The sequence below is a fragment of the Vibrio sp. 10N.222.52.B7 genome, assembly GCF_041474275.1.
Taxonomy (GTDB): domain Bacteria; phylum Pseudomonadota; class Gammaproteobacteria; order Enterobacterales; family Vibrionaceae; genus Vibrio; species Vibrio crassostreae_C.
This window is the reverse complement of record NZ_JBFRTU010000001.1, coordinates 1-12,453: the sequence shown is the minus strand read 5'-3', so window position 1 is coordinate 12,453 and position 12,453 is coordinate 1. Positions and strand designations below refer to the sequence as shown.

At 45.5% G+C, this 12,453-nt stretch carries 11 protein-coding genes; 6 read left to right on the top strand and 5 right to left on the bottom strand.

The annotated features are described in order from the left end of the window. Positions 1 to 90: 90 nt before the first annotated feature. From hutH to hutC, 5 genes are all read right to left on the bottom strand, one after another. Entirely contained in the window at positions 91 to 1,623 is a 1,533-nt protein-coding gene (gene hutH / locus AB4512_RS00055) for a histidine ammonia-lyase (RefSeq protein ID WP_372174083.1), read from the bottom strand. 14 nt (positions 1,624 to 1,637) lie between these two features. Beyond that, positions 1,638 to 3,332 (bottom strand): urocanate hydratase, encoded by a 1,695-nt coding sequence (gene hutU / locus AB4512_RS00050; RefSeq protein WP_372174082.1) that lies wholly within the window; start codon positions 3,330 to 3,332, stop codon positions 1,638 to 1,640. 90 nt (positions 3,333 to 3,422) lie between these two features. Next, positions 3,423 to 4,487, bottom strand: a complete 1,065-nt coding sequence (gene hutG, locus AB4512_RS00045) for a formimidoylglutamase (protein WP_372174080.1) — start codon at positions 4,485 to 4,487, stop codon at positions 3,423 to 3,425. Then, positions 4,474 to 5,724, bottom strand: a complete 1,251-nt coding sequence (gene hutI / locus AB4512_RS00040) for an imidazolonepropionase (protein WP_372174078.1) — start codon at positions 5,722 to 5,724, stop codon at positions 4,474 to 4,476. Before hutI ends, hutG begins: the two co-directional genes overlap by 14 nt. 113 nt (positions 5,725 to 5,837) lie before the next feature. Then, positions 5,838 to 6,551 carry a histidine utilization repressor gene (hutC, locus tag AB4512_RS00035; RefSeq protein ID WP_368084547.1) on the bottom strand — a complete coding sequence of 238 codons (714 nt, stop codon included), beginning with the start codon at positions 6,549 to 6,551 and terminating at the stop codon, positions 5,838 to 5,840. Positions 6,552 to 6,732: 181 nt separating this feature from the next. Between hutC and AB4512_RS00030 the strand changes: the two genes are divergently transcribed. The 6 genes from AB4512_RS00030 to rplT all read left to right on the top strand — a co-directional run bounded on the left by AB4512_RS00030 (position 6,733) and on the right by rplT (position 12,352). Next, positions 6,733 to 7,476 (top strand): sporulation protein, encoded by a 744-nt coding sequence (locus AB4512_RS00030; RefSeq protein WP_136978508.1) that lies wholly within the window; start codon positions 6,733 to 6,735, stop codon positions 7,474 to 7,476. Positions 7,477 to 7,611: 135 nt separating this feature from the next. Further along, positions 7,612 to 8,849 (top strand): IS3 family transposase gene (locus AB4512_RS00025; protein WP_102319877.1). Its coding sequence is split into 2 segments (ribosomal slippage): positions 7,612 to 7,984 and positions 7,984 to 8,849, totalling 1,239 coding nucleotides; the frame shifts between segments, so codons are not numbered across the junction. 325 nt (positions 8,850 to 9,174) lie between these two features. Further along, positions 9,175 to 11,103 carry a threonine--tRNA ligase gene (gene thrS / locus AB4512_RS00020; protein WP_017059786.1) on the top strand — a complete coding sequence of 643 codons (1,929 nt, stop codon included), beginning with the start codon at positions 9,175 to 9,177 and terminating at the stop codon, positions 11,101 to 11,103. A gap of 2 nt (positions 11,104 to 11,105) precedes the next feature. Beyond that, on the top strand, positions 11,106 to 11,657 hold the full coding sequence (gene infC, locus AB4512_RS00015; RefSeq protein WP_076654893.1) for a translation initiation factor IF-3: 552 nt from the start codon (positions 11,106 to 11,108) through the stop codon (positions 11,655 to 11,657). 104 nt (positions 11,658 to 11,761) lie between these two features. Next, positions 11,762 to 11,956, top strand: a complete 195-nt coding sequence (rpmI, locus tag AB4512_RS00010; RefSeq protein WP_004738430.1) for a 50S ribosomal protein L35 — start codon at positions 11,762 to 11,764, stop codon at positions 11,954 to 11,956. Positions 11,957 to 11,998: 42 nt separating this feature from the next. Beyond that, a complete protein-coding gene (gene rplT, locus AB4512_RS00005; RefSeq protein ID WP_004733517.1) occupies positions 11,999 to 12,352 on the top strand; it encodes a 50S ribosomal protein L20 in 354 nt (117 codons plus the stop codon). Positions 12,353 to 12,453: the final 101 nt, after the last annotated feature.

The window sequence follows — 12,453 nt, the reverse complement described above, 5'->3', positions numbered from 1 at the left end:
GACGATTTTGAGGGGAATAGGGGCTTGGATTCAATGCAACAAGGGCTAATCAATAGCCCCTGTTTATATGACGTGCTATTTCGCCAAACCTTAGAAGCTACACAGTAGGCCTTCTGGCATTAGATGGTTATGCACTGATAATTTGAGCAGTAGATTTGCTTGCTCGATATCAGGTGAGAAGTAACGGTCTTTGTCGTAGAAGCTGACTTTCTCGCGCAGTATCTGTTTTGCTTCTTCTACTCGAGGAGAAGAGAGATTTGGTGCTCTAAAATCCAAGCCTTGTGCTGCTGCTAAGTATTCAACACCCAAGATGCCACGGGTGTTTTCTGCCATGTCACGCAGTCGACGACCCGCAAAGGTTGCCATAGATACATGATCTTCTTGGTTTGCCGATGTTGGAAGGCTGTCTACTGATGCTGGGTGTGCCAGTGTTTTATTCTCGCTTGCCAGAGCAGCAGACGTTACTTGAGCAATCATAAAGCCTGAGTTAACGCCGCCGTTATCGACTAAGAAAGGTGGAAGTTTGCTTAGTGCGCTATCAATCAGCAGTGCCATTCTTCGTTCAGAAAGGCTACCAATTTCTGCAATCGCAAGTGCTAGGTTATCCGCTGCCATTGCCACAGGTTCTGCGTGGAAGTTACCACCTGAAATAATGTCGCCGTCTTCAGCAAATACCAGTGGGTTATCCGATACCGAGTTCGCTTCAACGTTTAACGTTTCTGCTGAATTACGAATTTGCTGTAAACAGGCACCCATCACTTGAGGCTGACAGCGCAACGAGTAAGGGTCTTGAACCTTTTCACAGCAAGTGTGTGATTCACCAATCTCACTCTTTTGATCAAGCATATGGCGATAAGCAAGCGCGGCATCCATTTGACCACGATGACCACGAACGCGATGAATTCGAGGGTCAAACGGACGACGACTACCCAGCGCTGCTTCTACAGACATCGCGCCACATACGGTTGCAGACGCGAATAAGTCTTCAGCTGCAAACAGACCTTCTAATGCAAAGGCAGTCGATGCTTGTGTGCCGTTTAACAGAGCTAAGCCTTCTTTCGGAGCAAGTGTGATTGGCTCCAAGCCAGCGATCTGCATTGCTTCTAAGCCAGTGATGATTTTGCCGTTGTGGCGCGCTTGGCCTTCACCTAGAAGTACCGTACTCATGTGGGCGAGGGGAGCAAGATCTCCTGAAGCACCCACAGATCCTTTTTGTGGAACACACGGATAAACCTGTGCGTTCACAAGATCGATAAGAGCATTGATGACCTTGAGTCGGATACCCGAGTAACCACGAGACAAGCTGTTAATCTTTAACACCATCATCAAGCGCACGGTTTCATCAGACATGAATTTACCAATGCCGGCCGCGTGAGAAAGCACGATACTTTTCTGTAGTACTTCTAAATCTTCAGGCGCAATTTTGGTATTTGCCAATAAGCCAAAACCCGTATTGATGCCATACACAGTGCGATCTTCAGCAATCACTTGTTCTACAACGTGCATGCTCGCTTCAATATCAGGAATCGCTGCTGGATCGAGTGATAAGTTTACAGGGCTACGGCTGATTTTTCGAAGTTCAGGCAGGCCTAGAAGTCCTGGTTTAAGTAATAAATTCAACATGTTCTCTCCAGAAGTTAAAGGCGACGAAGTTCTTCGTTTAGCATAGGTAAATCAAGCTTCTGCTCTTTAGCACACTGCTTGGCAATATCGTAACCCGCATCAGCATGACGCATAACGCCTGTTGCTGGGTCGTTGTGAAGTACACGAGTAATGCGCTGCGATGCATCTTCACTGCCGTCACAACAAATCACCATTCCTGAGTGTTGTGAGAAGCCCATGCCAACGCCACCACCATGGTGCAGAGAAACCCATGTTGCGCCACCTGCCGTATTTAGAAGGGCGTTCAATAGAGGCCAATCTGATACGGCATCTGATCCATCCATCATGCCTTCTGTTTCGCGGTTCGGGCTTGCTACTGAACCTGAATCTAGGTGGTCACGACCAATAACAACCGGTGCTTTAAGTTCGCCATTTTTGACCATTTCATTGAATGCTTGGCCTAAGCGTTCACGGTCTTTCAAGCCAACCCAACAAATACGAGCTGGTAGGCCTTGGAACTGAATGCGTTCACGTGCCATATCTAGCCAGTTATGTAGATGTGGGTTATCTGGAATCAGTTCTTTTACTTTTTGGTCTGTTTTGTAAATGTCTTCTGGGTCGCCAGATAGGGCTGCCCAACGGAACGGACCGATGCCTTCACAGAATAAAGGACGAATATAGGCAGGAACGAAACCTGGGAAATCAAACGCGTTTTCCACACCTTCTTCAAGTGCCATTTGGCGAATGTTGTTGCCGTAATCTACGGTCGCAGCGCCACGGTACTGAAGATCTAACATAGCTTGAACTTGAATCGCCATGGACTGCTTAGCGGCTTTCACTACTTTCGCTTCATCAATTAAACGTTCTTGTGCTGCTTTCTCCATCGTCCAACCTTGCGGCAAGTAGCCGTTCAGCGGATCGTGGGCAGAGGTTTGGTCAGTCACTACGTCAGGCGTGATATTGCGTTCAACAAGCTCTGGGAATACATCTGCTGCGTTACCGAGTAGGCCAACAGAGATTGGTGTGTCTGATTCTTTAATCATTGCCATCGCTTCATCTATGCTGGTGGCTTTTTTGTCGACATAGCCTGTACGCAAGCGGTAATCGATTCGTGATTCATCACATTCAACCGCAATCATCGAGAAGCCAGCCATAGTCGCTGCGAGAGGTTGAGCACCGCCCATACCGCCAAGACCACCCGTTAGAACCCACTTGCCGTTTGCTTCTCCTTGAAAGTGCTTCTTCGCGATAGCGACAAAGGTTTCGTAAGTACCTTGAACGATGCCTTGTGAACCAATGTAGATCCAGCTGCCCGCGGTCATTTGGCCGTACATCATCAAGCCTTCTTTATCGAGCTCGTTGAAGTGTTCCCAGTTCGCCCAGTGTGGAACAAGGTTCGAGTTAGCGATCAGTACGCGAGGTGCGTTTTTATGAGTCGGGAACACGCCCACAGGTTTACCGGATTGAACAAGTAACGTTTGGTCGTCCTCTAAACGCTCTAATACTTCAACAATCTTGTCGTAACATTTCCAATCACGTGCTGCACGACCAATACCGCCATACACAACCAGTGCATGTGGGTGTTCTGCCACATCAGGATCTAGGTTGTTCATTAGCATACGAAGGGGTGCTTCTGTTAACCAAGATTTTGCGCGCAAAGTGGTGCCATGAGGTGCGCGAATTTCGCGAGTCGTGTCGAGACGAGGGTCACTGTTGTGGTGTTCCGTCATTTTGAAATTCCTTCTGTTTCACGTTATATCGTTGTAGTTGTAGTTGTAGTTGTAGTTGTAGTTGTAGTTGTAGTTATCGGTATAGCTGGATTAGTCGCTGGCCATTGCACTGGCAATATCCCAACACAAACGAGCTGCCAATCGAGCCGTTTGGCCATCGACGTCGTAGTCCGGGTTATATTCTGCAATGTCCGCGATAATGAGTTTTTTACTGTGTTGGAAAATCTGTTCTAGAAAAGGAGCGAGTGCTTCATAGCTCACGCCTCTTGCCGCTGGTGCACTTACGCCCGGCGCAGTAGCTGCGGGGAAAACATCGAGATCAATGGTGAGATAGAGATAATCACACTCAGCGATGAATTTTTGTAACTTGATCAGTTGAGCGACTTGATTCACTTGGGTCATGTTGCGGTCGTGTTCATACCACACGCCCAGTTGGTCAGCTTTGTCAAACAGCGCTTTGGTATTGCTGGCGGCACTCACACCAAGACAAGCGTAATGAAACGGCCACTGATGTGTGTGGCAGTAATCACTTATCTGGTTAAATGGTGTGCCTGAGCTTGGCTTTACGTCAGCGATGTCGCTTTCAAATTCACGAAGATCAAAGTGAGCATCAAAGTTAACGATGCCTATTTTAGGTTTGCGTTCTGGCTGACCTTTATCAAGGTGTTGAGCTTTATGTCGGTGTTCCGTTTTATGTAAATGTTCCGCAAGACCTTGAAAAGATGCCCAAGCAACCTCATGACCACCGCCAAGGGTAATCACTTTGTTGGTTGCTAAGGCATTGGCAATCACAGAAGCACACTGTTTTTGGCTGACTTCCAATTGACCATCATTGCACTCGATATCACCAAGATCCGCGATGTATGCGTCACTGTGCCAAGCCATATTCGCCAGAGCTTGGCGTATCAAGTTAGGTGCTTGTTTCGCGCCCACGCGTCCTTTATTTCTTGCAACACCGGCGTCGCTGGCAAAGCCTACCAAGGCGATACCACCGTCAGTCAGCTCGTCACTTAACTCGCTACTTTGCACTTGCTTGGTAATGTGATGAACGCGAGTACCGAGTGGGCCATCTTCAAGATCATTACGCCCTGTCCACACAAAGTTATGCATGGTTGTTGCGTTCTCTTGGATAGCGTTGGATTTAGATTGAGTCATGACACACCTCGCCATTAACAATGCGTTTATGCAGATGAGGAACACCGACTTGATAGCTTAGATCTGCAGGGTGGTCGATGTTCCAGATAGCCAAATCTGCGGCATAACCGATTTCGACTTTGCCTTTGGTTTGTGACTCACCAATGGCAGCCGCAGCGTTACAAGTTACACCACGCAATGCTTCTTCAGGTGTCGTGCCAAACAGGGTGCAGCTCATGTTCATCATCAGGGTTAAATCTGCAAAAGGGGAGGTTCCGGGGTTTAAGTCGGTCGCGATCGCCATTGGAATCTTGTGTTCACGAAGTAGGGCGATAGGCGGCTGTTGAGTCTCTTTCAAGAAGTAGAAAGCACCGGGTAATAAGGTGGCGACTGTGCCTGATTCTGCCAGCGCTTTTACTCCGGTTTCATCAAGGTATTCAACATGGTCGACAGAGAGTGCACCGTATTTAGCTGCGAGCGCACTGCCGCCCATATTTGAAAGTTGTTCAGTGTGACCTTTAATCGCTAGCCCGTGTGCTTTGGCAGCGGCAAAGACACGTTCGGTTTGTTCTAGGTTGAAGCCGATAGATTCGCAAAATACGTCAACGGCATCGGCGAGCCCTTGCTCCGCAGCTTTAGGAATGATCTCTTGGCAAACCAGATCTATGTAACGATCTGGTTGTTCTTTATATTCAGGTGGCACAGCATGCGCAGCAAGGAGAGTAGTAGTGATCTTAATTCGGCGATGATTTTCTAACGCTTTGGCTGCACGCAGCATCTTGAGCTCATCTTCAAGTGTTAAACCATAGCCAGATTTTACTTCGATGCTGGTTACGCCACTTCTTAGCAGGCCATCGAGTCTAGGTAGTGCCATTTCAACCAGTTCAGACTCTTGTGCTACGCGTGTTGCAGTGACTGTCGCAAGAATCCCGCCGCCTTGTTTGGCGATGTCGGTGTAAGAGATACCATTCAAACGCTGTTCAAATTCGTTGGCACGATTACCCGCAAATACGAGGTGAGTGTGGCAATCAATCAGACCTGGGGTGACGAGCTTGTTCTTGCAATCATAGGTGACGTAATCCAAAGAACCATCAACACTTACTTGTTCTAATTCAGAAGCAAGTGCGCTTTGGTTTGAACAATATATGGACACGATCTTACCGTCTTCGATAACGATATCTTGAGGGGAAGAAGGCTGATAACCATCGGCTCCCGAACTCATGGAGACCACTCGTGCGTTTTTGAGGATCAAATTCATAATCACCTAGATCTTTGCTAAATATTAAATGTATATACAAATAAATAGGCTAAACGCTGACCCGAATCAAGTTGATGTTGCAAAAATGTGATCGGCGATCAGGATGATGTTCTTTAATCTAGAAGTATCTTGGAGCTTAATTTGTACTTAGAGCCAGGATGGTAGAGCAATGCAAAGCTGATGAGGCGTTCTTTGCTCCATGTTCTTCTATTCAAAAGAAGGCAAGGTTCTGATTCAGATAGCTTTAGTGACGTTCTGATTTGAGAATCTGGAATAATGGCTTCAACCGTGTGCTCGATAGCACTTAACGGGCAGCTTTTTGAAAGGTATTCGTTGGGCGTAGAGGTTGAAAAGTCTTGCTCTAGGTATTTTGGAGCGGCTTGAGAGTTCACCCAGCGCGCTTCCAATTGAATCGGTGCGTTGTCCGCAAAGTGTATGATTTCACTATAGAACACTTCTGCGTTAATCATCACACCTAACCGTGTAGCCGTGCTTTCATCAGCCTTGATACTATCGTGCTTGATAACTTGGCTAGTATACGTTTGGCCTCGGTCTTTGATCTCTTGCGCTATGTTGTTGATATCAAGCAACGGAGATTGCGCTTTTTCGTCGGGTTCACAAACAAAAGTCCCCAGTCTTGGTTTCCTGATGAGCTTGCCTTCAGACACAAGATCTCGAATGGCTTTATTGACCGTCATTCGACTCACATTGAACTGCTCTGTGAGTTCGAGTTCTGTGGTTATCTGGTAACCCACTGGCCAGTGACCACTGTTGATATTATCGTCTATGAACTGTTTTATCTGAAGGTAGAGCGGCGCTTTCGACATAATGAAACCTTATTTGACTATACAAATAGAGTAACGGAATTTTTCACGATTTCAACATTTCCTCGGGCAATGTGACCTTATTCAACATAGATGGGGCAAATTGCTTGATTCTGTGAGGCAAGTGTCGCAAATTGTCACGTAATAACTATTCGTAAATCAGATGATTAGAAAGGGAAATAATATGTTTAAGAAATTAAAGGCCTCGTTGGGCATCGGTGCAGCAAAGGTTGATACTGTCTTAGATAATATTGAAGTTTTCCAAGGTGGAGAGTTGTCTGGCAATGTTCACATTGTTGGTGGCGACGTTGAGCAACAAATCGACTTGATTAACTTGGTTCTCAACACAGAAGTAAAAGTAGAAACGGAAGACAGTACCAGCTACGAAACCTTTTCACTGGGTCGTATTCAAGCGGTAGAGCCTTTCGTTATCCAACCGGGCGAAACCAAACTGGTTCCATTCCGACTTAAGTTAAATGATGAAACGCCAGTCACCGCGTTGAACGCACAAATGAACCAATGCCATGTGTGGGTTGAAACCAACCTAGATATAGGCTTCGCGATTGACCCTAAAGACCGTGACTTTATCTCCGTACACCCACTGCCAACAGTTGCTAAAATCATCCAAGGCGTGGAAGCATCCGGTATGGCAATGGTGAAAGCTGACGTAGAGAAGGGCTTCTTAAAAGGCAACAACTTTGCTTCTCGTTCGGGTTGTTACCAAGAGATTGAGTTTCGCAGCGGCGGCTTCATGAATAATAAAGAGATCGAGCTGTCATTCATCGTTGAAGGTTCAATGGTTCACTGCCTAGCAGAAATCGACCGCTCAATGAGTTTCCGCGGCGACCAATACATCTCATTCAGCTTACCTGCTAATGCGGCCGACTCAGACATTCGCAACGCTGTATCAAGAATCATGAGTGCGTAGTTCCCTTTCTGTTAGTAGTCGCTTTTTCTATTAATAGAGACAAGACAGTACGATTTCTATAGCCGAACTTATCCGTTCGGCTTTTTTGTATTGTATGTCCCGTCCTGAAATGTGTTTACACATTGAGGACGAATTATGGCTACTTCAAATAATACCTACGTTAAGCGCACTCAGCGTGATTACACACTAGGCTTTAAATTACAGGTCGTCGCCGCTGTAGAAAGAGGCGATATGACATATAAACAAGCCCAAACCATTTATGGTATCCAAGGCCGTTCAACTGTTTTAACTTGGCTTCGAAAGCACGGTAAGATGAATTGGGCGCAAACTCCAAGGATGAATACCATGCACCAATCAACTAAGCCTAAAGAGTCACCAGCACAGAAAATAAAGCGTCTTGAGAAAGAGCTGGAAGACGAAAAAATCAAGAATCTCTTTTTAAATAGAGTGGTTGATATTCTTGATGCTGAACACGGAACTAGCCTCAGAAAAAAGTACCTCACCAAGGAGCAAGAAGCCTTCAAGAACAAGAAGGAATAAGTTTAGTTCGAGTATGTAAGCTATGCGGGATAACGAGACAAAGTGTTTATCAACGAGAAAAGCGAGCTGTTCATCGCCAGTTGGAACTTAAACCCATCAAACAAATGGTGTTGGATATTAGACGTTATATGCCTCGGGTTGGCACTAGAAAGCTCTACTTTTTACTTAAGCCAAAGTTGCAAGAACAAGGTATCAAGTTAGGTCGGGATGCTCTTTTCAACTACTTACGTGATGAACGGTTATTGGTAAGACCTAAACGTAGTTTTACGAAAACGACAAACAGTAAGCATTGGATGAAAAAACATCCGAACTTATTAAAGAACTACAAACCATGCACTCCAGAGGGTGTGTTAGTAAGTGATATTACCTATATCCAATCAGATGAAGGCATTCACTATCTCTCATTGGTAACTGATGCGTTTAGTCGGAAGATTATGGGCTACGAGCTGAGCAACGAAATGAAGGCGACGGATGTTGTGAAAGCGCTAGATATGGCTATTAAGGGGCGTCAATATCATCGTTCGTGTATCCATCACTCTGATCGTGGTCTCCAGTATTGCTCCGGTGTTTATCAAGATAAGTTGAAAAGTAGCGGCATAAGCCCCTCGATGACAGACGGTTATGACTGCTATCAAAATGCATTAGCAGAGAGAGTAAATGGAATACTGAAACAAGAGTTCTTACTTAATAAGTGCAAAAACCTCGGAGAGCTTAAACAACTAGTAAAAGAGTCTATAAGTACCTATAACAATATGAGGCCGCACCTTAGTCTCAGGATGAAAACTCCAAATGAGGTGCATGAAAAAAGCCAACAGCTGATGCTGTTGGCTTAGTAGAAATACTGTCAACGTATTTTAGGACGAGACAGTAGATAAAGCCAACGAATTACTGATTGAGCTATGGGTTAGGCGTTAGAAGGATCTATATAGAAGAGACATTTCAGTCATATAGTTTTGTGGTGCTGCGGGACTAACATTGTCATTTCATATTATTTCGTTACAATGTTTGGCTACTCACAAATGGGGCATCTGTATTTGCTTCTATGTGGGTATATTTATTATGCATATATCCCCAATCAGCGTACTCGTTGATTGAAAGACATATATTAAACATTTTCATGTGTTGCTTGGTGTGCAACACCACTGTAAAGGACAAATAATGCCAATTATTACTCTTCCTGACGGTAGTCAGCGTCAATTTGACAACCCTGTATCAACTCTAGATGTTGCCCTATCAATCGGTCCTGGTCTTGCGAAAGCTACCATTGCTGGTCGTGTAGACGGCGAGCGTGTTGATGCTTGTGATCTTATCGAAAACGATGCAAGCCTAGAAATCATCACAGCTAAAGATGAAGTTGATGGCCTTGAGATCGTTCGTCACTCTTGTGCTCACCTTTTAGGCCACGCGGTTAAGCAGCTTTTTCCAGAAGCGAAAATGGCGATCGGTCCTACTATCGATAACGGTTTCTACTACGATATCGATCTTGAGCACTCTCTAACGCAAGACGATCTAGAAAAGATCGAAAAGCGCATGAAAGAGCTAGCGAAGACCAAATACCAGGTTGTTAAGAAGAAAGTTAGCTGGCAGGAAGCGCGCGACGCATTCGAAGCTCGCGGCGAGACTTACAAGATTGAAATCTTGGACGAGAACGTTTCTAAAGACGATCGTCCAGGCCTGTACCATCACGAAGAATACATCGATATGTGTCGTGGTCCACACGTGCCTAACATGAGCTTCTGCCAGCACTTCACTCTACTTAACGTAGCGGGTGCATACTGGCGTGGTAACAGTGACAACAAGATGCTTCAACGTATCTACGGCACTGCATTCCACGACAAGAAGGCACTTAAAGCTCACCTTGTGCGCCTAGAAGAAGCGGCTAAACGTGACCACCGTAAAATCGGTAAAGCGCTTGACCTATTCCACATGCAGCAAGAAGCACCAGGCATGGTGTTCTGGCACCACAACGGTTGGACTATCTTCCGTGAGCTAGAAGTATTTATTCGTCAAAAACTGACTGAGTACGATTACCAAGAAGTTAAAGGCCCATTAATGATGGACCGTGTTCTTTGGGAACGCTCTGGTCACTGGGATAAGTACGCTGAAGCGATGTTCACTACTTCTTCAGAGAACCGTGAATACGCTATCAAGCCAATGAACTGTCCTGGTCACGTTCAAATCTTCAACCAAGGTTTGAAATCTTACCGTGATCTACCGCTACGTATGGCTGAGTTCGGCTCATGTCACCGTAACGAGCCGTCTGGCGCACTTCACGGCATTATGCGTGTTCGTGGCTTCACTCAAGATGATGCTCACGTATTCTGTACTGAAGACCAAGTTCAACAAGAAGTTAAAGCTTGTATTGAAATGGTTTACGATACTTACACAACTTTCGGCTTCGAAAGCATCGTTGTTAAGCTATCTACTCGTCCAGAACAGCGTGTAGGTTCAGACGAAATGTGGGACCGTGCAGAGGCTGACCTTAAGCAAGCGCTAGAGGCAATGGACATTGCATACGAGATTCAAGAAGGCGAGGGTGCGTTCTACGGACCTAAGATTGAATTTACTTTGCATGATTGTTTGGACCGCGCTTGGCAATGTGGTACAGTGCAGCTCGATTTTGCATTACCAGAACGTTTAGGTGCTACTTACGTAGGTGAAGATAACGAGCGTCACACGCCAGTTATGATCCACCGCGCGATTTTAGGTTCACTAGAACGCTTCATTGGTATTCTTATTGAAGAATACGCTGGCTTCTTCCCAACGTGGTTGGCGCCAGAACAAGCAGTTGTAATGGGCATTACAGACAAACAGTCTGAATATGTACAAGAAATTACGAAAAAACTGCAAAAAAGTGGATTTAGAGTCAAAGCAGACTTGAGAAATGAGAAGATTGGCTTTAAAATCCGCGAACATACTTTGAAACGTGTACCGTTCATGCTTGTGTGTGGTGACCAAGAAATGGAAGCCGGCGAAATTGCAGTACGTACACGTAAAGGTAAGGACCTTGGCAAATTTAAAGTGGATGACTTTATTTCATACATCCAAGCCGAGGTTTCAAGCCGTAAGCTCAATCTGGAGGAATAGCTATTAAAGGCGGAAGACGTGGCCAACAACCGGCCAAACAAAACCAGCACCGTTTAAACGGTGACATTCGTGGCGTTCGTGAAGTGCGTCTAACTGGCGCAGACGGCGAAGCTGTTGGTGTAGTATCAATCGCTGAAGCGATGGAAGCTGCAAATGAAGCTGGTATGGATCTTGTAGAGATCAGCCCTAACGCCGAGCCGCCAGTTTGTCGTGTGATGGACTACGGTAAGTTCCTCTTCGAGAAGAGCAAAGCTGCGAAAGAGCAGAAGAAGAAGCAAAAGCAGGTTCAGATCAAGGAAATTAAATTCCGACCTGGAACTGATATTGGAGACTATCAGGTAAAACTACGCAACCTGACTGGTTTCCTAGAAGACGGCAACAAAGTGAAGGTAACAATTCGCTTCCGTGGCCGCGAAATGGCTCACCAAGAAATCGGTGTTGACGTTCTTAATCGTTTGAAAGCGGATACTGAAGAATTTGCAGTAGTCGAATCTTTCCCAACGAGAATTGAAGGTCGCCAGATGATCATGGTGTTGGCCCCTAAAAAGAAGTAATTAACGGCTTTGCAAGTAATTGAACCCTGCAGCCTCAGGTTGCGGGGTTTTATTCGCCCTAATTACTATGTTATTAACAACTCAACAATGCGGAGTTATTCATCATGCCTAAGATGAAAACCAACAAAGGTGCTGCTAAGCGTTTCCAGAAAACTGCTGGTGGTATTAAGTTTAAGCACGCTGGTAAACGTCACATCCTGACTAAGCGTACTACTAAGAACAAGCGTCAGCTACGTCCGAACTCGATCCTTCCTAAATGTGAAGTTGCTCAAGTTCTACGTATGATGCCATACGCTTAATTCTTTTTAGTTTATAAATTCGTTTAGTTTAGGAGAAGCATAATGCCTCGCGTAAAACGTGGTGTACAAGCTCGTGCACGTCATAAGAAAGTTCTAAAACAAGCTAAAGGTTACTACGGAGCACGTTCACGTGTTTACCGCGTAGCTTTCCAAGCAGTTACCAAAGCTGGTCAATACGCTTACCGTGACCGTCGCAACAAGAAACGTCAATTCCGTCAACTTTGGATTGCACGTATCAACGCGGCATCTCGTCAAAATGGTCTATCTTACAGCCGTTTCATCAATGGCCTAAAGAAAGCATCTATCGAGATCGACCGTAAGATTCTTGCTGACATCGCAGTATTCGACAAAGCAGCATTTGCTGTTCTAGTTGAAAAAGCGAAAGCATCTCTATAATTTAGAGTTAGCTTAAAGGTTTAAGAAAAGGAGAACTTCGGTTCTCCTTTTTTATTGCCTGTAATTTGGCTTTGCCGTACTCTCTCGCATCTCGCATCTCG

Coding starts and splice junctions, on each gene's coding strand:
- hutI (WP_372174078.1), bottom strand. CDS start 5,724: ATGAATTTGATCCTCAAAAACGCACGAGTGGTCTCCATGAGTTCGGGA.
- hutG (WP_372174080.1), bottom strand. CDS start 4,487: ATGACTCAATCTAAATCCAACGCTATCCAAGAGAACGCAACAACCATG.
- AB4512_RS00030 (WP_136978508.1), top strand. CDS start 6,733: ATGTTTAAGAAATTAAAGGCCTCGTTGGGCATCGGTGCAGCAAAGGTT.
- rplT (WP_004733517.1), top strand. CDS start 11,999: ATGCCTCGCGTAAAACGTGGTGTACAAGCTCGTGCACGTCATAAGAAA.
- hutC (WP_368084547.1), bottom strand. CDS start 6,551: ATGTCGAAAGCGCCGCTCTACCTTCAGATAAAACAGTTCATAGACGAT.
- hutH (WP_372174083.1), bottom strand. CDS start 1,623: ATGTTGAATTTATTACTTAAACCAGGACTTCTAGGCCTGCCTGAACTT.
- thrS (WP_017059786.1), top strand. CDS start 9,175: ATGCCAATTATTACTCTTCCTGACGGTAGTCAGCGTCAATTTGACAAC.
- rpmI (WP_004738430.1), top strand. CDS start 11,762: ATGCCTAAGATGAAAACCAACAAAGGTGCTGCTAAGCGTTTCCAGAAA.
- hutU (WP_372174082.1), bottom strand. CDS start 3,332: ATGACGGAACACCACAACAGTGACCCTCGTCTCGACACGACTCGCGAA.